This is a genomic window from Agrobacterium sp. CFBP 3001 (genome assembly GCF_027871605.1).
GTDB classification, from domain to species: Bacteria; Pseudomonadota; Alphaproteobacteria; order Rhizobiales; family Rhizobiaceae; genus Agrobacterium; species Agrobacterium leguminum.
The window spans coordinates 174,805-193,702 of record NZ_JAQAHD010000008.1 but is presented as its reverse complement, the minus strand read 5'-3'; the positions used below and the strand labels follow the sequence as shown (position 1 = coordinate 193,702).

The window sequence follows — 18,898 nt, the reverse complement described above, 5'->3', positions numbered from 1 at the left end:
TCTCCTTAATTCATTCTGCGGCGAGCAAAGTTTCGCCGTCCATGAATTGAGGGAACCACGATTCATAGGCCAAGTGCAATTCTTTAATCTCGACAGCTCGCGCCGTGCCCAGCTTTACGCTCGCACCGCCGGTAACGCCGATGACCGGGCAGGAAACGCCCGCCGCCTTCGCCGCAGTCTGCACCTCGTCGAGATCGGCCTTTTTGACCGTCAGAACATAACGCCCCTGATCTTCGCCGTAGAAGGTGAGGACCGGGTTGTGGCCTTCGACCGCGTCGATGGTCGCGCCGATGCCCGACGAAATCGCCATTTCGGCGACTGCAAGTGCCAGACCGCCCGAGGAGCAATCGTGAACGGCGGTGGCAAGACCGTCGGTGATGAGGCTGCGGACGAAATCGCCGTTGTTCTTTTCAGCGGCCAGATCGACATGCGGCGCCGGGCCATCGGTTCGGCCATGAATGTCACGCATGTAAACCGACTGGGCGATATGCGTGCCGAGACCGGCAGGGGCGCCGACGAGCAGCACCACTTCGTCAGCGGCGGCGAAACGGATGCGCGCCATGCGGCCCCAGTCCTTCAGCAGGCCGACACCGCCGATGGTGGGGGTGGGCAGGATCGCCTGACCGTTGGTCTCGTTATAGAGCGAGACGTTGCCGGAAACGATCGGGAACTCCAGCACACGGCAGGCTTCGCCGATGCCCTTGATGGCATGGACCAGCTGGCTCATGATCTCGGGCTTTTCCGGATTGCCGAAATTGAGGTTGTCGGTGGCCGCAAGCGGCAGAGCGCCGGTGGCGGTGATGTTGCGCCAGCATTCGGCCACGGCCTGCTTGCCGCCTTCGAAGGGATCGGCCTCGACATAACGCGGTGTGACGTCGGAGGAGAAGGCGAGTGCCTTCTTGTCATGACCTTCGACACGAACAACGCCGGCATCGCCGCCCGGCAGCTGCAGCGAATTGCCCTGGATCAGCGTGTCATACTGCTCGTAAACCCAGCGGCGCGAGGAATTGTTGGCCGAACCGACCAGCGATACCAGCGCATCGGCGATATCGGCGGCGGGCACGTCGTTTTCCGAAAGCGGCGCAGGCACCTTGGCGGGCGTCCACGGGCGGTCATATTCCGGGGCCTGATCGCCCAGTTCCTTGATCGGCAGGTTGGCGACTTCCTCGCCATTGTGCAGCACGCGGAAACGCAGGTCGTCGGTGGTCTTGCCGACGATGGCGAAGTCCAGACCCCACTTGACGAAGATCGCCTTGGCGACTTCTTCCTTGGAAGGCTCGAGAACCATGAGCATGCGCTCCTGGCTTTCCGACAGCATCATTTCATAAGCCGTCATGCGCTCTTCGCGCACCGGTACGGCGTTCAAGTCAAGCTCGATGCCGAGATCGCCCTTGGCGCCCATTTCGACGGCCGAGCAGGTGAGGCCGGCCGCACCCATGTCCTGAATGGCGATGACCGCACCGGTCTTCATCAGCTCAAGGCAGGCTTCCAACAGGCACTTTTCGGTGAAGGGGTCGCCGACCTGAACGGTCGGGCGCTTTTCCTCAATGGATTCGTCGAATTCGGCGGACGCCATGGTCGCACCGCCAACGCCATCGCGACCGGTCTTTGCACCGAGATAAACGACCGGCAGGCCAACGCCCTTGGCTTCCGAAAGGAAGATCGCGTTGGACTTGGCAAGGCCGGCTGCGAAGGCGTTGACGAGGATGTTGCCGTTATAACGCGAGTCGAATTCCACTTCGCCGCCAACCGTTGGCACGCCGAAGGAATTGCCGTAACCGCCGACACCGGCGACGACGCCGGCCACGAGGTGGCGGGTCTTCGGATGGTCAGGCGCACCGAAACGCAGGGCGTTCATGGCGGCGATGGGGCGTGCGCCCATGGTGAAGACGTCGCGCAGAATGCCGCCAACGCCCGTTGCCGCGCCCTGATAGGGCTCGATATAGGAGGGGTGGTTGTGGCTCTCCATCTTGAAGACGACGCAGTCGCCATCATCGATATCGACCACGCCGGCGTTCTCGCCGGGGCCCTGAATGACGCGCGGACCCTTGGTCGGCAGGGTCTTCAGCCACTTCTTGGAGGACTTGTAGGAGCAGTGCTCGTTCCACATGGCCGAGAAGATGCCAAGCTCGGTGAAGCTCGGCTCCCGTCCGATCAGGTCGAGGATACGCTGGTATTCGTCGGGCTTCAGCCCGTGGGATGCAACGAGTTCCGGGGTGATCTTGATGGAGTTTGAGATAGACATAGGTCTCACGCGGTTCGAGCCGAGGAAAGTTTCCGGTTCTTTAGCGCAAGAGGCTCAAAGGTGCGACAGGAAAATGCGCGGTTTTACCCGCAAAACGCTGCTTTCTTGGCTTCTTCAGAACCTGTAGCCGACCATAAGGCCTACGCGCGTGAGCCCGTCATTCGGGCCGTCGCACAGATTGGCGTGTGATGCATGCTCGATCTGGGTCGAAATATTCCAGTTATTATCGAAACGATAGCCGATCGCCGCATATTCGTGGAAAAGCACCCGGCAGCCGAATTCCGCACCGGTTTCGCCGGCACTGTTTCTCAGCTTGCCATCGTGCCAGAGGCCGCCAAAACCGAAATCGAGAAAGATCTTCGGGTTGAGATCGAAGGTCCAGTTGACACCGCCGTAAATGGTATTCGCCGAGCCCTCAGTGCCGATCTCGCCACCGATATGCAGCCGCGGGCGGGAGAGCTTTTGGCCGAGCGTTACCGCAGATGCACTGGCGAAGGGATCAAAATAGGCGGTGAAGGCCGGGAAGATGCCATCCTCGCCGCCATTGTCGCGATTGGAGATTGAGGTGGTTGCGCCGAAGCGCAATTCGTCGAAGACGGTGCCTTCCGCAGCAGTGGCGGGCATGATGCCGATGAAGACACATGCCGCGAGAAGGATTGCCAGCGTGAAACACGCCCTCATACATGTGGAACCGAATGCTGCCATCGAATCATTCCCCACCTCGAATGCGGAAAGGATGGCAGGTTTGTCGGCGTGGTAAATGATAAGTTACTGAATTAGGCCGGGTGTTGCAGGAAAGACTCTCCGTCCTCTAGGCAACGCTTTCGTAACCGGCGGAGCCGTTGTCGAGCAGGTGGCGCAGGATGCCGAGGGCATGGGTCAACTCTTGCTGGTTCGATGGACCGGAAAGGCTGACGCGCACCCGATGGAAAACCTTGTCGGTGCGGCCGGCCTTGAACTCATCCTCGTCATCTATCAGCACGCCTTCTTTCATCGCCGCGTTTCGGAACGTGCCGGAAAGCCAGGGTTCGGGCAGTCTCAGCCACAGGAAGGCGATATCGGGCAGCGAATTGAAATCTAGTCCGGCGAAGGCCCGCCGGGCAATCGCCTCCCGCTCATTGATCTCGGCGATACAATCCTTGCGAATGGCGTCGGCGTCGCCACTATTGACGAGGCGCGCATTCAGTTCGGCCAGCATGAAGGGCAGGCCGCCCGTCATCATCGAGTGGGAAATACGGATGCGCGAGGAATATTGCGCGGGGCAGGCGACCCAGCCGCCGCGCACGCCGGCGGCGACGGATTTCGACAGGCCGCCGACGACGAAGGTAATGTCGGGCGCAAATTCTGCGATCAGCGGGATCGCATCGCGCGTCATCGCGCCATAAAGATTGTCCTCGACGATCCACACGCCGTAACGACGGGCGATATCGGCAATCGCGCGGCGGCGCTCTTCCGGCAGGGTCGCGCAGGTCGGGTTCTGGCCGGCCGACATCAGGAAGATCATCTTGGGGTGCTGCTGGGCGCAGACGCGTTCGAAATCATCCGGGACAATGCTGTTCTCATCCGCCTCCACCAGCGTCACCCGCCGGCCGGCAAGGGCGGCGCTTCGGCTGATGTGGGAATAGGTGACGGGTTCGAAGACGATGCGGTCGCCCGGCGCGGTCATCGCGGACATCACGCTCATCACCGCCGCATGGGCGCCAAGCGTCGAAACGATGTTTTCCGGCTTCGGCGACCAGCCGTTCTGGGAAAGCCAGCGAACGCCAGCCATGCACCAGTTGTCGGGAAAAGAGCGGGCATAATTGGTAATGTCCTGGGGATGCTCTCTGGTTACCGCCTCGATGTGCCTGGCGATCAGCGCGCTCTGGCCGACATCCGGCGCAGCGGTGGTGTTCAACCGGAATTCGGCGCTGGTATCGACGGCATGGCGCGTGCTGCCGAAGGCGGCCGTTGCCGGCTCCATGGGCAATGACGGGGCAGGGGTCTTGCGCTCATTGACATAGGTGCCGCGCCCGACCTCACCGCTGACGAGGCCGCGCTCATGGATCAGCGCATAGGCCCGGCTGATTGTGCCGATTGTCACACCGAGATCGTAAGCAAGATTGCGCTGCGGCGGCAGTTTCGAGCCGGCCTGCAGGGTGCCGTCGGAAATCGCGCCTTCGATACTGTCGGCGAGGCGCAGGTAAATCGGGCCATCGCCCTCGGTAATGTCGGGAAGCCAATTTGTCATGGTGACAATTTATGCATTGTATCTATCCTCAAGTCAATTGTATTTATTGTCTGCATTGAATGAGGCTAAACGCACGGAGACAATAGGTGCAATATGCGCAAGATGGATCAATACCTTTCGACAGCGGATACACTCTATCCTGATGGCTACGAACGGGAACGCGTGTTCCGCGATGCCGGCGACATGGTCGCACCGGCGCCCTTTCCGGCCAAGATCGCCCGCACGCTTATTGGTGGCCTGATTGCGGGCGTATCCTCATGGCAGCGGAAACGTCAGGGGCGCTTCGCCCTGCGGGAGCTTTCGGACGATCTGCTAGACGATATCGGCGTTACGCGGGATGAAGCCTTGAGGGAGGCGGCAAAATCCCGGCTCTTCTCCTGGCCGCCGCGGCCCCTTTGATTTTTTGTCGGAGAGCGGCGCCTTCTTTCCCCGGCGCCAAGCAGCCATTCGGCAACCCGCCACGCCAATCCCAACCGGCGCTGGCGGGTTTTTTTATGCCGACCGCGTTCTCACGGGGTGCCGGTGCCTGTCGATCAGCAGCCCTTGCCGCCGTTCGCCCAGCGCTTGACGTCGGTTGCGATGCGGCCGGAAAGGGCTTCGTTCATCACGGGGCCGAAAGCATCGAGCTTTGCCGGGTTGCCTTCTGCCTGAACCACCAGCATGGGGCGCGATTCCGGGCTGTTGCGCGGCACGAGCAGGATGCGCGGACGGCCGGAGAAGGAGTTGAGTTCCGGCGCCAGGCGATAGGCCTTGAACGCCGCGTCGCCCGATTTGAACCAGCAGGCATTCGCGCCAAGCGCGATCCGTTCCATGGTCGGCAGGGCCGCGCGGGAGACGGAGGAGGAAGGCTGCGGTTTCGGCTGGCAGGACGCGAGTGCGGCGGCAGCGAGGATCAGTCCGGTGGCTTTATAGGCATCGTATCGAAGAATGCGGGGCATCAGGTCATCCAGAAGAAAAGCCGAAACATAGCCGGAAGCCGGCATCAAAAAAGGCGGGCTTGAAACCCGCCTTGGTCTATCAGGCTGCGATGACGCCAAGCGCCGAAGCGAAGAGGCCGCGGCCGTCATTGCCGCCATGGGCGGCTTCGATCAGGTTTTCCGGGTGTGGCATCATGCCGAGAACGTTGCCCTTGGTGTTGATGACGCCGGCAATGTCGTTCAGCGAGCCGTTGGGATTGGTGCCCTCGGCATAACGGAACACCACCTGGCCGTTGCCTTCAACCGACTTCAGCTCATCCGCATCAAGGAAGTAGTTGCCGTCGTGATGGGCGACGGGGCAGCGCAGGATCTGGCCCTTGTCGTAAGCGCGGGTGAAGTCCGTGTCGTTATTGGCGACTTCGAGCTTCACTTCGCGGCAGACGAATTTCAGCGAGGCGTTGCGCATCAGCGCGCCCGGCAGCATGCCCGCCTCGACCAAAATCTGGAAGCCGTTGCAGACGCCGAGAACCTTGACGCCCTTTTCGGCCTTTTCACGAATGGCCTGCATGACCGGCATGCGGGCGGCGATGGCGCCGCAACGCAGATAGTCACCATAGGAGAAGCCGCCCGGGATGACGATCAGGTCGACGTCGGGAATATCCGTTTCCGTCTGCCAAATGGTGACGGGCGCGCTTCCGGAGATTTTCGTCAGCGCCGCGATCATGTCGCGGTCGCGGTTGAGGCCGGGAAGTTGGACGACAGCGGATTTCATCGGAGCGGCTCCTGCGGCTTTAGAGGATGGCGATGGCGTAGTTTTCGATGACCGTGTTGGCCAGCAGCTTTTCGCACATTGCCTTCAGGTCGGTCTCGGCCTTGGCCTTGTCGGCGCCTTCCAGCTCCAGGTCGAAGACCTTGCCCTGACGGACATGGCCAACGCCACCGAAACCGAGGCTGCCGAGCGCGCCTTCGATTGCCTTGCCCTGCGGATCGAGAACGCCGTTCTTCAGCGTAACAGTCACCCGTGCCTTGATCACCTGATCTTCTCCTGATTTTACCCTTGCGGTGTCGATATTATTTCACGAGGCCGATATTACTTCACGAGGACAGGGCCGGTGCCGCGGATCGGTTCGTTTTCATTGATGATGCCGAGACGGCGCGCGACTTCGGAATAGGCTTCGAGAAGCCCGCCCATGTCGCGGCGGAACAGGTCCTTGTCCATCTTTTTCTGGGTTTCGATGTCCCAGAGGCGGCAGCTATCGGGCGAAATCTCGTCGGCGAGGATGATGCGCATCATGTCGCCTTCGAAAAGGCGGCCGCATTCGATCTTGAAATCGACGAGCTGGATGCCGACACCGAGGAACAGACCGGACAGGAAGTCGTTGACGCGGATGGCGAGCGCCATGATGTCGTCAAGCTCGGCGGGGTTGGCCCAGCCGAAAGCCGTGATGTGCTCTTCGGAGACCATCGGGTCTTCCAGCTCATCCGACTTGTAATAGAATTCGATGATGGAGCGCGGCAGAACCACGCCTTCCTCGATGCCGAGGCGCTTCGACAGCGAGCCGGCAGCGACATTGCGCACGACGACTTCGAGCGGGATCATCTCCACTTCCTTGATCAACTGCTCGCGCATGTTGAGGCGGCGGATGAAGTGCGTGGGAATGCCGATCTTGTTCAGATGCGTGAAGACGTATTCGCAGATACGGTTGTTCAGCACGCCCTTGCCGTCGATGACTTCGTGCTTCTTCTTGTTGAATGCGGTCGCATCGTCCTTGAAGAACTGGATAAGCGTGCCTGGCTCCGGACCCTCGTAGAGGATCTTGGCCTTGCCTTCGTAAATACGGCGGCGACGGTTCATAATTGCAGGTCTCTTGGTTGACGCCGATTCTGGTGGCGTTGCGTTTGGTCTTTGAAGCGGTCCCATAAAGGAAAAGAGTGCATTCTACAATGCGGCTCGCATATTTCCCTTCAATTCTTGTGACAGGCCGGGGAAACCGCTGCGCCCTGAAATGAGGCTTCCGGGGCTGATCGAAGGGGAGGCGGTCCGCAGCGCCGGCGCCGTCAGGGCTCGACAGCCTTCAGCCGGCTCAAAAACTGCGCGAAGACCATACCGCCTTCCGGCCACGGACCATGGCCTGACTCGGTGTTGATATGGCCGGACATGCCGGCGTCGATCAAAAGCGAGCCCCAGGCGGCGGCAATGTCATCGGCATGTTCATAGGAGCCGAAAGGATCGTTGCGGCTGGCGATGGTGATCGCCGGGAAAGGCAGCGGATCGCGCGGGTAAGGCCCGAACGTCATCAGGTGCTTCGGCCGGATATCGGGATTGGCGACATCGGGGGGCGCGACGAGCAGCGCGCCGGACACTTTCCTGCCGATTTCCGGCAGGGCATGGATGACGGTCGGCACACCGAGCGAATGCGCGACGAGGACGATAGGCTTGGTGGAGGCATTGACCTCTTCCACCAGCCGGGCGACCCAGTCTTCCTTCACGGGTTTGGACCATTCGGCCTGCTCGACGCGGCGTGCGGTGGAAAGCTTGCGCTCCCAGCGGCTCTGCCAGTGGTCGGGGCCGGAATTGGTATAACCGGGGACGATCAGGATATCTGCTTCTGAAACTTTCATGCGCCCATATCTGTGTTGCGATGCCGCCGCGATCAAGGTCGCGGCGGCATTAACTTCAAGGTCTCAAACTCAGCTCAAGTCTCAGGCGTTGCCGAAGACGCGGGTGAAGATCGTGTCGACATGCTTGGTGTGGTAACCGAGGTCGAACTTTTCGCGGATCACCTCTTCGGGAAGTGCGGCGCGCACTTCTTCGTCGCCCAGCAGTTCCTCAAGGAAATCGGCGCCCTGTTCCCAGACCTTCATGGCGTTGCGCTGTACCAGACGGTAAGCGTCTTCACGCGATACGCCGGCCTGCGTCAGCGCCAGGAGAACGCGCTGCGAATGCACGAGGCCGCGGAACTTGTTCATGTTCTTCAGCATGTTGTCCGGATAGATCACCAGCTTTTCGATGACGCCGGCCAGGCGGTTCAGCGCGAAATCCAGCGTGACAGTGGTGTCGGGGCCGATGGCGCGTTCGACGGAGGAGTGGCTGATATCGCGCTCGTGCCACAGAGCCACGTTTTCCATGGCCGGAACGACCGACATGCGCACCAGACGGGCAAGGCCGGTCAGGTTTTCGGTCAGAACCGGGTTGCGCTTGTGCGGCATGGCGGACGAGCCCTTCTGGCCGGGAGAGAAGAACTCTTCCGCTTCCAGAACCTCGGTGCGCTGCATGTGGCGGATTTCGATGGCGACGTTTTCAATCGACGAAGCGATGACGCCGAGGGTTGCGAAGAACATGGCGTGGCGGTCACGCGGGATGACCTGCGTGGAGACCGGCTCGGGAATTAGGCCGAGCTTGGCACAGACATGTTCTTCGACGCGCGGGTCGATATTGGCGAAGGTGCCGACGGCGCCGGAGATCGCACCCGTGGCGATTTCCGCACGGGCATTAACGAGGCGCTCACGGTTGCGGTACATCTCGGCATAGAAGCGGGCAAAGGTCAGGCCCATGGTGGTCGGCTCGGCATGGATGCCGTGGCTGCGGCCGATGCGCACCGTGTTCTTGTGTTCGAAGGCGCGGGTCTTCAGCGCCGCCAGCACCCGGTCCATATCGGCGAGCAGCAGATCGGCGGCGCGTACGAGCTGGATGTTGAGCGTGGTATCGAGCACGTCCGACGAGGTCATGCCCTGATGCACGAAACGGCTGTCGGGACCGACAAATTCGGCAAGATGGGTGAGGAAGGCGATGACGTCATGCTTGGTGACGGCTTCGATCTCATCGATGCGGGCGACGTCGAAGGTGGCGCTGCCGCCCTTTTCCCAGATGGTCTGGGCAGCGGACTTCGGGATAACGCCGAGTTCGGCAAGCGCGTCACAGGCATATGCCTCGATCTCGAACCAGATGCGGAACTTTGTTTCCGGCGACCAGATGGCGACCATTTCCGGCCGGGAATAACGAGGGATCATGGCAATGACTTTCTTTGTGGAGGAAATTTGCTGCCCGTTTAGCAAAGTGTTCCGGTAATCTCAATCTATCAAGCTACATGCCTCTGTTGCTCGTTGCGCACGTCGGCAGAGGATCGCGCCCGCAGGCAGGAGCGGAACGATGGCAAAGGGAAAATATAAGCCAGGGCCGAGAATGCAGAACTGGTAAATCGCGCCGAGCGATGTGAAGAGCTGCTGGAAAAACCAGATGCGGGAGAATGCCGGCGCGTGCCATTGCGCATAAAAAATACGGTATTCGAAAGCGAAAAACGCCGCCGCAACTGCCAGCGTGAAAAAAACGATGGCAAGACAGGCCGCCGCAAAACGCAGCGGCAGGGCGGCGGAAGCAGGGAGAAGGTGCAGCGCCGCCATGGCCAGCAGCCAGCCGAAGAGGCCGCCCGCGAAGAAAAGCATGATGATGTCGGCGGCATGGTCGGTTTCCAGCCGGTTCCTGACATAGAGGCCGATAGCGGCGGCGGCGCTGGAACAGACGGCCCAGACAAGCGCGCCGAGCAGCGGAAACAGCGCTGCCGAAGCCGTGTCACGGAAACCCCGCCTGTCGCTTTCCATGCCGATCCCCCAACGCCTTGCCGTGCGCCCTTCGGCGGCGGCGGTTATGTCCGCGCGGCTTCCGCTGCGTGGCGCAGTTGCGCGACCGTCTTGCGGTAGTCGGCGACGCCGTCGCCCTTGAAGATGGCCGAGCCGGCCACCAGCGCATTTGCACCGGCGGCAACGATCGCGCCTGCGGTTTCCGCCGTCACGCCGCCATCCACTTCGAGTTCGATCGGCCGATCGCCGATCATGGCCTTTGCCGCGCGGATCTTGTCCAGCATGGCCGGAATGAACTTCTGCCCGCCAAAACCGGGATTGACGCTCATGATCAGGACGAGATCGACATCATCAAGCACGTTTTCGATGACCGAAAGCGGTGTTGCGGGGTTGAGCGTCACGCCGGCCTTTCTACCGAGCCCGCGGATCGTCTGCAGTGAGCGGTGCAGGTGAGGCCCGGCTTCGGCATGCACGGTGATGCTGTCACAGCCCGCCTTGGCGAAGGCTTCGAGATAGGGATCGACGGGTGCGATCATCAGATGGCAGTCGAAGAAGGCCATGCTGTGCGGCCGCAGCGCCTTGATGACATCCGGCCCGAAGGAGATGTTGGGGACGAAATGGCCATCCATCACATCGAGATGAATCCAGTCCGCGCCCGCTTCCGTGACATCGGCGACTTCCTGTCCGAGCTTGGCGAAATCGGCAGCCAGAATGGACGGGGCTATGCGGATGGGCAGGGACATGGGGCAAACTCCTCTCGACGCGTTGCGTAAGCTGCCTTTAACACCAAGTATCGGGGTTTGAAACGGCCGGTCGCGCGGTTGCCGGCGGTTTTCAGCTGCGTTTCCTCGAATTTTCGGCGGCGCGGGTTTCGCCTATTGTCTTTCAGCCTTGTCCGCCGGTTCGAAGCGCTGGCCGTTCCATCGCTGCAGGCGATAGGGATTGTCCGAAAGATCATGCGACGGGTTGAAGCCGAGATCGCCGAGAACGGTTTTGAAAAGGGTGCCGCCCGCCAGTATCTCCGGCGCGGGTTTCGACTGCGCCTGTGTGGCTTCCGCAAGGGCGGCGGTGAGTTCCGCTGCCGCATAGGCCGGCAGGACGTAACCTTCCGGCTCGATGCCGGCGCCGCGCAGTTCGCCGGCAACCGCCTGGGCCGATGGCAGGGTATCATAGGCCGGGCGGGTGACCGCCAGCACATTCGCGGCCAAGGGGACCGGATTGTTGGCCGCATTCATGGCATCGCCGCCCATGAGGGTGAGGGGAATGTTCTCCGACCCCGCGTCTCTGGCAATGATGGCGACGTCGGTGCGTTCCGCGCCGACGAAGACATGGGAAATGCCGGTGCGCGCCAGCCGGCGCACCAGCGCCACCTGCTGTTCCTGGTTGGGACGCATCGTATCGGCAAGGGTGGGCTTCAGACCGTTTTCCTCGAGCGACGAGCGGATGCGGTCGACCAGCTCGCGGCTGTAGATCGTGCCGTCATCCACAAGTCCGATGGAATGTCCCTTCCAGTCGCGCAGGATGATCTCCGCGATCCTGTCCGATTCGGCCCTGTCTGACGGGGCGAGGCGAAAGAGCGGCCAGCCATACTTCAGGGCGTCTTCCATCAGGATCGGCGCGCGGCTGGAAAGCGTGATGGCGGGAATGGCGGCCGCTTTCAGCGGTGGCAGAACATCCTGAAGCGTTTCGGTGCACAAGAAACCGATTGCGGTGCTGACCTTGGCGGCCACGAGGCCATCGGCAATGGCGCCGCCGCTGCCATCTTCGCAGCTTTCATGGATTTCGACGACATCCAGCCCGAGCTTTGCCGCCGCCGCCTTCGCACCCTGCCGTACCTGCTGCCCCAGAAGTTCGTAAGGACCGCTCTGGGGCGCAACAATGCCAATCGATGCCGCGCTTGCTGAGCCCGCAAGGGCAAAACCGGCGATGATCGTTAGCAGGCGAAGTGAAAGCATGACGTGATAGAAATCCTGTTGTCCCGGCTTGATGTTTATCGGCAACAACCGGTTTTCCAAAGGAAAAATACGCGCGCTTCACGGACATTCCCGCAAAACCATCAAATTGCCCCGTGTGTCTGCATTGTTTGTGAGGATCAGCTCGCCGATCTTTTGCTGGTTTCCGGGCTTGTGCGCCTGGAGAGCAACTCCTCTCCAAGGCTTTGCTCTACCCACGGCAACTGGGACATAAGATCGTTCCAATCGAAGGATGAGCCGGCGCGGCGGGTCAAATTATTATGCCATCTGGTCAACTCCGCGAAGCGCTGATCGTCGGTTATCCTCACCTCATGGTCGCGGTAAACTTTGTTTATCAATCTTCCGAGCGGATTGATCAGATCCACTAAAAGCTGATGTGAGCTATAGTCTGCGCTCGCCGATTGCCCACCTTCGAACATATCTCCATGTCCCGTCACCAGCCATGATATGTTCACGCCAAATTCCCTGTGGTACGCGGAAAGCAGTTCGGCATCGGGCACGCGTTCGCCCCGCTCATAATGCGCCAGCCCGCTTTTGCTGATTGCCAGTCGGTTGGCGAAGACATCCCGGTCATCGATATCGAACGCCGCCCTCACAGCTCGAAGGCGTTTTCCTAGGGCTGTCTTGGGCTCGACTTCTTTCCTGGCCAAATTCCTTTAAATTAAATCACAAATGGAGTTTACAAAAATCCAAATGTAATTTAATCCTCTCTGTGTTCGCATGTCATCCATTGGGAGCGCGTCTGCCAGGACGCACTTGTTTTAATAGGTTATTTAGCACTGTGTTAAAGGCATCAGCAAGATAGAGCGCACGCTTCGTTCCATTGCATAGAATCAAATATCTCGCCGTTGAATGCTTGATGATCGTTCGCGGTCTTCAAGACGATTCGATTGTGAAGCGTTGACGACAATTTCTGGAGACACAGATCTCTAAAAAGGCGGCCGCGATGCGCGTTGAAAGGTCAGGGTTGCTACGCAAAGTATTCGGTTCGGCGGCTAAGGGCCTTGCTATGTTCGTTTTGTGCCCATTTATTTTGTTGTTCGCGATTGTCGTGATGGCGATGGTCGTGATTTCCCCTGCGATAAAGCCAAGGGAAGAAAGACACCGCTGATCGGAATTTCTTCCACGCCAAATGTATTTGGCAGCCAACGGCGTACCATCATGGAAAGAAAATGGAGAATATTGCAAAAAATATCATACTTTATTTTAGGTGCAGGTTTTTATTATTGGTTTTAATCGTCTCCATTTTTATGTGGGGGCTTATCATTCTTGGCATCCGACTGATTATATCGAAGCTGTAACTGCATGAATTCACGGATTTAACATCGCAATGGGATGTTGCCTCCGTGCAGCCTCGAGTCTGCGTCGGAAAAAACGCCACATGCGTCAATTTTAAGTTGTTTTTACCGTCGGAGGCTGAAGATGATCGTTGTCGTTGATTTCCCACAGAATCTTAATCATCTACCTGTTTCCAAGGCGAGAAGACGTCAGCGAGGATGAACGACGGTATTGCTTTATAAAACTATTATATTTGTGGAGTAGAGATGCAATTTGGGAAACGTGAGCTATTAATTCTGCCTTCTAGAGTGCAGCCCACAAAAATGCACATTTTATTCCCATTTTCCTAACTTGCTGATATATATTCAAAATATGTAAAGCTTCATGGCGCGCGCAAGTTTTTCCTCGCGGTTTTTTCGCATTTGCGAGAAGATTTGCTTGACGGAAAGTAAATGATTAGCTTAGATGTAACTGTTTCAGGGGACGACTGAAATTGGCTGTAACAGGCCTCGGAAAGTGTTCCGAATATAAGCACTGCCAGACTATATTGCCTTTCATATTCTATTTTTTTCATTACGTATAAACCGCTTCGGGAAACTGGGGCGGTTTTTTACGTGGAGCTAATTTAAGCAATTTAAAATTGAATTAGGAAACTCCTGCGCAAAGACGTTCTTTCATTTTCGAATTTATGGAAAAGATATCGCGCGGAGGGAGCGAAGCCGGCTCCGAAGTCCACATCAACATAACTGCTTGATATGCCGGTTGACGGACATTGTCGCCTGCGAGCGAGTTCGGTCGGCCGTCTGTGCGGCTTTATTTAAGGGCGGCCAGGGCGTCCCTGGCAAAGGCGGAGATGGGTTCGGGAAGCTTATCCGGATCGAACCAGCCGATGGCGGAAAGCTTGTCGGGTTCGGTCAGTGCCGGCTCACCCTGCGCAGCGTGGGTGACGAAGATCAGCGAAACCCAGTGGTGGCGATCTTCCGTATCGATGAATTCGCTATGGCAGAGGAATTCGACGTTGCCGATCTTGAGCCCGGTTTCTTCTTCGGCTTCGCGGCGTGCCGCGGCGAGGGAGGTTTCAAGGTGATCGACCTTGCCGCCCGGAATGCTCCAGTATCCGGCTTCCGGCGCCTTCAGACGCCGGCATAAAAGCACGCGGCCGTCACGCAGGATGGCGAGGCCGACGCCGACACCCGGAAAATCGAGACCTGGCCTGGCGGTCGGCGTCATGCTGTCCATTCCCGCGGTCAGGCCTTGGCGTTGGCCACGATCAGCATGAAAGCGGGGATGTCGTCGCCGAAACCAACCGGTGTCGGGCCATCGTCATGGTCGCGATAATGGCGGCGGCGGTCGCGGTTGTCGTCATTGGCGTGCAACGGATTGCGGCTATTGCGGTCGGAATTGCGCGGGGTCTTTTCCTGCTTGCGTTCTGCTTTCACCTTGTCGTCTCCATGAGCCGCGATGTCCGTGTCCGCAGCGGATTGTGCACCCTGATTGATGTTTTCGACCGGCGCTGCGTCGCGACGGTTGCGGTCGCGGCCCCTGCCGCCCCGTTCCTTGCCCCGGCGGCCGGAATTGCTTTCAAAGCTTTCCATGGGCGCGGGAAGGGTGGAGAGGTCACCGTTCTGCCACTCAATCTTTTCGCCGATCAGCTTTTCGATCGCGTCGAGATACTTCGTGTCGCTTCTGGTGACGATGGTGAAGGCCTTGCCCGAGCGGCCGGCACGACCGGTACGGCCGATACGGTGGACATAGTCTTCCGAGTGAATGGGAATATCGAAGTTGAAGACGTGGCTGACATCGGGGATGTCCAGGCCGCGTGCGGCAACGTCGGAGGCGACGAGCAGCTTCAGATTGCCGTCCTTGAAGTTCTGCAGCATCGTGGTGCGCGAACGCTGGTCCATGTCGCCATGCAGCGCGCCGACGGAAAAACCGTGACGGTCGAGCGAACGGAAGAGGTCGGCCACATCCTTCTTGCGGTTGCAGAAGATGATGGCGTTCTTCAGTTCGGCTTCTTCGGCGCGGACGAGATCGCGCAGCACGGCGCGCTTTTCATAATCCTTGTTGTGCGCGGCAACGATGCGCTGGGCAACGGTCTTTGCCGTGGAGGAGGGCTTGGCGACCTCGACACGAACGGGGTTCTGCAGGAACCGGTCGGCCAGCTTCTGGATTTCCGGCGGCATGGTGGCCGAGAAGAACAGCGTCTGCCGGGTAAACGGGATCATCTTGGCGATGCGCTCGATATCGGGAATGAAGCCCATATCCAGCATACGGTCGGCTTCGTCGATGACGAGGATTTCCACGCCGGTCATCAAAAGCTTGCCGCGCTCGCAATGGTCGAGAAGGCGGCCGGGGGTGCAGATCAGCACATCGGCGCCGCGCTCAAGCTTGCGGTCCTGGTCTTCGAAGGAAACGCCGCCGATCAGGAGCGCGACGTTCAGCTTGTGATTCTTGCCGTATTTCTCGAAGTTCTCCGCCACCTGCGCTGCCAGCTCACGGGTCGGCTCAAGGATCAGCGTGCGCGGCATTCTGGCGCGGGCGCGGCCCTTCTCGAGCAGCGTGAGCATCGGCAGAACGAAGGACGCGGTTTTGCCCGTGCCGGTCTGTGCGATACCGCAGATATCACGCTTTTCCAGCGCCGGCGGAATGGCGCCAGCCTGAATGGGTGTCGGCGTCGTGTAGCCGGCATCTGCAATAGCGGAAAGAACTTTTTGGCTCAGGCCAAGATCAGAGAATGTTGTCAAAGGAAGAACTTTTTCCGTTCTGGTTCGGTAAGAACACCTGCGTGCCGCGACGGCACTTGCAAAGACTTGGCGCGGGGATATGCCCAAATTGCCGGAAAGTCAAGGAAACAACGGGAAAAGCGCGCGAAACAGCGGGGTTCGGGCGGGGCATCTTGGCCTTTGGTGCAGATTTCAGCGATTTATCGTAAAAAGCGCAAAAAAAGCATTAAAATCGGGCTGCTATTTTAAATAGGTTTTGAGTTCCGTTCCGGCGATCAGGAACCGCATCGGATCGACCGGCGTATCGTTGCGGCGCACCTCGTAATGCACATGCGGACCGGTGGAGCGGCCGGTGCTGCCGGCGCGGCCGATGACGTCGCCGGCCTCGACCCTGTCGCCGGCTTTCACCAGAATGGCGGAGAGATGGCCGAATCGCGTCGAGACGCCCTGGCCGTGATCGATCTCGACCATATTGCCGTAGCCGCCGGAATTTTCCGCGACCGTCACCTTGCCCGCGCCGGTGGATTTGACGTCAGCACCGGTTTCAGCACGAAAATCGATGCCGGTATGCAGGGCCGGGCGGCCGAGAAACGGATCCATCCGGTTGCCGAATCGGCTGGTGATCGCCCGGCCGGGGGCCGGGTTGCCGAAGGGCAGGGTGGTCGCGGTTTCCTTGACGATGTCGAGCCGGTTCAACGCATTGTCGAGATTGGTGAGCGACAGGTTGAAAGGATCGGTGTCACCGCGCTCGGGGTTGGCATAGGGGCCGCCTATGTCATCGTTGCCGTTCTCTTCGATTTTCAGGCCTGCCTGCCGGATGATGTCCTGCATCGCATTCGCCTTGTCCTCGGCGTCGCTGGTCAGTCTGGCGATGCGCGATATCTGCTGGCGTTCGATATCCTTCAGCGACAGTGTCACCTTGGAAAACACCCGGTCGGCCCGGTCGGACGGCGTTTCGCCGGCTTCGGGTACATAGGCGGCGCGTCTGTCCGGTGTGGCGGGCTTTTCCGCCTGCGGCTTGCGTGGCGTCATCAGCTTTTCGATGGCTGAAAGGCCGCCGGAGAGGTCAGCGCGTTTTTCCGGCGCCATGGCGTTCGAAAGAGAAGAGGGCGCGGCCGGGGAGGCGGCGATGCCGGAATTTTCGGCGCGCTCCAGCAATTCACTCATGCGGCCGTGCCGCGAGGTCAGCGCCGCCTGCTGTTCCAGCAGCTTTTCCACTTTCTTTTCAACGACCTGCTGATCGAGCAATTGCCGGGAGGTGACACGGTCCACCTGAGCTCTCAGCGCTGCAATGCGGTCTTCATAGTGGTTCTGCATGCGGGTCTGGCGGGCCATGGTCGCGCCGATCAGGTCGTCACGCAAAATGAGATAGCCTGTGGCTCCGAGATAACCGAGCGAGAAAAGGCCGATCGTGCAGCCGGCAAGCGCCGCCATCCACGGACGGATGGTCATGTGCCGCACCCTGTCGCCGCGCGCGAGAATGAGCACGTGGGGCTCACGCTTTTTGCCGAATACCCGGTTTTCCGCCGTATCAGTCACAATCTCTCTCCGGACTGGCCGATTTCTTAAGGGAAATCATAATTCGTTAAGGTTAACGAAGTTTTGCCGGAGAGGCCTTTTGGCGGTGTCGGCTATTGGCTGACGGATGTGAGCGAGCGGTAAAAGGAAGGCGTCAGGCCGGCCTCGGCGCGGGCGATGTCGTTGAAGGGCGGTTTCAAAGGGCCGCGGAAATTGGCGCGCACCAGCTGCCTGAAGGTCGCGGCCGGGTCCTTCTTTTCACGCGCGCACAGGAACCGGAACCATTTCGCGCCGATGGCGACATGGCCCTTTTCGTCATTATAGATGACATCGAGAACGGCGGCGCTTTCGAGATCGCCAGTCTCACGCATCTTCGCCTGCAGGGAAGGGGTGACGTCCAGTCCGCGCGCTTCCAGGATGAGCGGGACGACGGCGAGCCGTGCAGTGAGATCGTTGCGGGTGGAATGCGCGGCCTGCCAGAGCCCGTCATGGGCCGGCAGATCGCCATAGTCGGCGCCGAGGCTTCTCAGCCTGTCCCGCACCAGCCGGAAATGTTTCGCCTCCTCGAAGGCGACCTGCATCCAACCGTCGAAAAAGGAATGCGGCACCGGCTCGCTGGCATAACGCGCGACGATATCGAGCGCGAGATCAACGGCGTTGAGTTCGATATGGGCTATGGCGTGCAGCAGCGCGATGCGGCCCCTGACGCTGTGTAGGGAGCGGCGTTCCACGGCGGTTGGCGGCACGAGTTCCGGCTTCTCGGGCCTGCCCGGCCGCTCAGGCAGCGGCGGGTCGAGAGGCGAGCGCAGCGACAGACGGCGCTCGAACCAGCGTGTCGCCGTTTCCTGCGCGAGTGCGGTCTTTCTGTCGAGATCGGCGCTCACGATGGCATCCGTCGCGCCGCCTCGCAGCGAGATGATTTTGAACGGGGGCGTCACGACGGGTTGGTCCCTCAGAGCTTCTTCACGGCCTCGAGAACGGCCTGGGCATGGCCCGCGACCTTAACCTTGTTCCAGATTTCCGCGATTTTTCCATCCGGGGCAACGAGGACGGTCGTGCGTTCGACACCCATGTATTTTTTGCCATACATGCTTTTTTCCTTCCAGACGCCATAGGCTTCCAGAACCTTCCTCTCCTCGTCGGAAGCGAGCATGACGGAAAGCGAATGTTTTGCCGCAAACTTGTCGTGGCTTTTAACGCTGTCGGGCGAAATGCCGATGACGACGGCGTTGGCTGCCTCGAATTCGCCGCCCAGCGCGCTGAAGTCGATGGCTTCTGCGGTGCAGCCGGAAGTATCGTCCTTCGGGTAGAAATAGAGGATGACGGCCTTGCCTTGCAGTTTGGACAATGTCACCGTCCCTTCACCGTTGCGGGGCAAAGTAAAATCGGGAGCCGGGCCGCCAATCGTCAAGTCTGTCATAATCTACCTTTCTTTC

General features: G+C 59.7%; 20 protein-coding genes. 2 read left to right on the top strand and 18 right to left on the bottom strand.

The features are described from left to right. Nucleotides 1-10 precede the first annotated feature (10 nt). The 3 genes from purL to PH605_RS13005 form a co-directional block, all read right to left on the bottom strand. Complete coding sequence (gene purL / locus PH605_RS13015) at nucleotides 11-2,245, bottom strand: phosphoribosylformylglycinamidine synthase subunit PurL (RefSeq protein ID WP_142845079.1); 2,235 nt, start codon at nucleotides 2,243-2,245, stop codon at nucleotides 11-13. A 114-nt stretch (nucleotides 2,246-2,359) separates the two neighbouring features. Then, a complete protein-coding gene (locus PH605_RS13010) occupies nucleotides 2,360-2,950 on the bottom strand; it encodes an acyloxyacyl hydrolase (RefSeq protein WP_065655206.1) in 591 nt (196 codons plus the stop codon). A gap of 106 nt (nucleotides 2,951-3,056) precedes the next feature. Continuing rightward, complete coding sequence (locus PH605_RS13005) at nucleotides 3,057-4,475, bottom strand: aminotransferase-like domain-containing protein (RefSeq protein WP_142845080.1); 1,419 nt, start codon at nucleotides 4,473-4,475, stop codon at nucleotides 3,057-3,059. Between the two features lie 93 nt (nucleotides 4,476-4,568). Between PH605_RS13005 and PH605_RS13000 the strand changes: the two genes are divergently transcribed. Next, complete coding sequence (locus tag PH605_RS13000; RefSeq protein ID WP_142845081.1) at nucleotides 4,569-4,874, top strand: DUF1127 domain-containing protein; 306 nt, start codon at nucleotides 4,569-4,571, stop codon at nucleotides 4,872-4,874. A 134-nt stretch (nucleotides 4,875-5,008) separates the two neighbouring features. Here PH605_RS13000 and PH605_RS12995 read toward each other — a convergent pair whose 3' ends face one another. From PH605_RS12995 to PH605_RS12950, 10 genes are all read right to left on the bottom strand, one after another. After that, the gene (locus PH605_RS12995; protein WP_142845082.1) at nucleotides 5,009-5,413 is read right to left on the bottom strand and encodes a hypothetical protein; all 405 of its coding nucleotides are present in this window, start codon (nucleotides 5,411-5,413) and stop codon (nucleotides 5,009-5,011) included. Nucleotides 5,414-5,492: 79 nt separating this feature from the next. Further along, nucleotides 5,493-6,164: a phosphoribosylformylglycinamidine synthase subunit PurQ gene (purQ, locus tag PH605_RS12990; protein ID WP_065655203.1), complete on the bottom strand. Its 672-nt coding sequence runs from the start codon at nucleotides 6,162-6,164 to the stop codon at nucleotides 5,493-5,495. 19 nt (nucleotides 6,165-6,183) lie between these two features. Beyond that, nucleotides 6,184-6,426: a phosphoribosylformylglycinamidine synthase subunit PurS gene (purS, locus tag PH605_RS12985; protein WP_003507918.1), complete on the bottom strand. Its 243-nt coding sequence runs from the start codon at nucleotides 6,424-6,426 to the stop codon at nucleotides 6,184-6,186. A gap of 56 nt (nucleotides 6,427-6,482) precedes the next feature. Next, on the bottom strand, nucleotides 6,483-7,247 hold the full coding sequence (gene purC / locus PH605_RS12980; protein ID WP_003520440.1) for a phosphoribosylaminoimidazolesuccinocarboxamide synthase: 765 nt from the start codon (nucleotides 7,245-7,247) through the stop codon (nucleotides 6,483-6,485). Nucleotides 7,248-7,450: 203 nt separating this feature from the next. Next, nucleotides 7,451-8,014 carry an alpha/beta hydrolase gene (locus PH605_RS12975; protein WP_078052782.1) on the bottom strand — a complete coding sequence of 188 codons (564 nt, stop codon included), beginning with the start codon at nucleotides 8,012-8,014 and terminating at the stop codon, nucleotides 7,451-7,453. Nucleotides 8,015-8,095: 81 nt separating this feature from the next. Then, entirely contained in the window at nucleotides 8,096-9,403 is a 1,308-nt protein-coding gene (gene purB / locus PH605_RS12970; protein WP_142845083.1) for an adenylosuccinate lyase, read from the bottom strand. 60 nt (nucleotides 9,404-9,463) lie between these two features. Continuing rightward, complete coding sequence (locus tag PH605_RS12965) at nucleotides 9,464-9,991, bottom strand: hypothetical protein (RefSeq protein ID WP_142845084.1); 528 nt, start codon at nucleotides 9,989-9,991, stop codon at nucleotides 9,464-9,466. 44 nt (nucleotides 9,992-10,035) lie between these two features. After that, nucleotides 10,036-10,713, bottom strand: coding sequence for a ribulose-phosphate 3-epimerase (gene rpe, locus PH605_RS12960; RefSeq protein WP_003520447.1), 678 nt, complete (start codon nucleotides 10,711-10,713; stop codon nucleotides 10,036-10,038). A 132-nt stretch (nucleotides 10,714-10,845) separates the two neighbouring features. After that, on the bottom strand, nucleotides 10,846-11,973 hold the full coding sequence (locus tag PH605_RS12955; RefSeq protein ID WP_193559576.1) for an ABC transporter substrate-binding protein: 1,128 nt from the start codon (nucleotides 11,971-11,973) through the stop codon (nucleotides 10,846-10,848). An 89-nt stretch (nucleotides 11,974-12,062) separates the two neighbouring features. After that, nucleotides 12,063-12,593 carry a helix-turn-helix domain-containing protein gene (locus tag PH605_RS12950; protein WP_078052784.1) on the bottom strand — a complete coding sequence of 177 codons (531 nt, stop codon included), beginning with the start codon at nucleotides 12,591-12,593 and terminating at the stop codon, nucleotides 12,063-12,065. Nucleotides 12,594-12,963: 370 nt separating this feature from the next. On the opposite strand from PH605_RS12950, the gene PH605_RS12945 reads away from it, so the two are divergent. Continuing rightward, complete coding sequence (locus tag PH605_RS12945; protein ID WP_142845085.1) at nucleotides 12,964-13,179, top strand: hypothetical protein; 216 nt, start codon at nucleotides 12,964-12,966, stop codon at nucleotides 13,177-13,179. Between the two features lie 855 nt (nucleotides 13,180-14,034). On the opposite strand, the gene PH605_RS12940 is transcribed toward PH605_RS12945, so the two are convergent. From PH605_RS12940 to PH605_RS12920, 5 genes are all read right to left on the bottom strand, one after another. Then, complete coding sequence (locus PH605_RS12940; RefSeq protein ID WP_142845086.1) at nucleotides 14,035-14,460, bottom strand: NUDIX domain-containing protein; 426 nt, start codon at nucleotides 14,458-14,460, stop codon at nucleotides 14,035-14,037. 8 nt (nucleotides 14,461-14,468) lie between these two features. Beyond that, nucleotides 14,469-15,965, bottom strand: coding sequence for a DEAD/DEAH box helicase (locus tag PH605_RS12935; RefSeq protein WP_003520451.1), 1,497 nt, complete (start codon nucleotides 15,963-15,965; stop codon nucleotides 14,469-14,471). 219 nt (nucleotides 15,966-16,184) lie between these two features. After that, nucleotides 16,185-17,483: a M23 family metallopeptidase gene (locus tag PH605_RS12930; RefSeq protein ID WP_142845087.1), complete on the bottom strand. Its 1,299-nt coding sequence runs from the start codon at nucleotides 17,481-17,483 to the stop codon at nucleotides 16,185-16,187. Between the two features lie 92 nt (nucleotides 17,484-17,575). Further along, on the bottom strand, nucleotides 17,576-18,400 hold the full coding sequence (locus PH605_RS12925; RefSeq protein ID WP_065655196.1) for a ferritin-like domain-containing protein: 825 nt from the start codon (nucleotides 18,398-18,400) through the stop codon (nucleotides 17,576-17,578). A 14-nt stretch (nucleotides 18,401-18,414) separates the two neighbouring features. Next, on the bottom strand, nucleotides 18,415-18,882 hold the full coding sequence (locus tag PH605_RS12920) for a peroxiredoxin (protein ID WP_020810868.1): 468 nt from the start codon (nucleotides 18,880-18,882) through the stop codon (nucleotides 18,415-18,417). Nucleotides 18,883-18,898 lie beyond the last annotated feature (16 nt).

Coding starts and splice junctions, on each gene's coding strand:
- PH605_RS13005 (WP_142845080.1), bottom strand. CDS start 4,475: ATGACAAATTGGCTTCCCGACATTACCGAGGGCGATGGCCCGATTTAC.
- purC (WP_003520440.1), bottom strand. CDS start 7,247: ATGAACCGTCGCCGCCGTATTTACGAAGGCAAGGCCAAGATCCTCTAC.
- PH605_RS12920 (WP_020810868.1), bottom strand. CDS start 18,882: ATGACAGACTTGACGATTGGCGGCCCGGCTCCCGATTTTACTTTGCCC.
- purQ (WP_065655203.1), bottom strand. CDS start 6,164: ATGAAATCCGCTGTCGTCCAACTTCCCGGCCTCAACCGCGACCGCGAC.
- PH605_RS12995 (WP_142845082.1), bottom strand. CDS start 5,413: ATGCCCCGCATTCTTCGATACGATGCCTATAAAGCCACCGGACTGATC.
- PH605_RS12975 (WP_078052782.1), bottom strand. CDS start 8,014: ATGAAAGTTTCAGAAGCAGATATCCTGATCGTCCCCGGTTATACCAAT.
- PH605_RS12940 (WP_142845086.1), bottom strand. CDS start 14,460: ATGGACAGCATGACGCCGACCGCCAGGCCAGGTCTCGATTTTCCGGGT.
- purL (WP_142845079.1), bottom strand. CDS start 2,245: ATGTCTATCTCAAACTCCATCAAGATCACCCCGGAACTCGTTGCATCC.
- PH605_RS12965 (WP_142845084.1), bottom strand. CDS start 9,991: ATGGAAAGCGACAGGCGGGGTTTCCGTGACACGGCTTCGGCAGCGCTG.
- PH605_RS13000 (WP_142845081.1), top strand. CDS start 4,569: ATGCGCAAGATGGATCAATACCTTTCGACAGCGGATACACTCTATCCT.
- PH605_RS13010 (WP_065655206.1), bottom strand. CDS start 2,950: ATGGCAGCATTCGGTTCCACATGTATGAGGGCGTGTTTCACGCTGGCA.
- purB (WP_142845083.1), bottom strand. CDS start 9,403: ATGATCCCTCGTTATTCCCGGCCGGAAATGGTCGCCATCTGGTCGCCG.
- rpe (WP_003520447.1), bottom strand. CDS start 10,713: ATGTCCCTGCCCATCCGCATAGCCCCGTCCATTCTGGCTGCCGATTTC.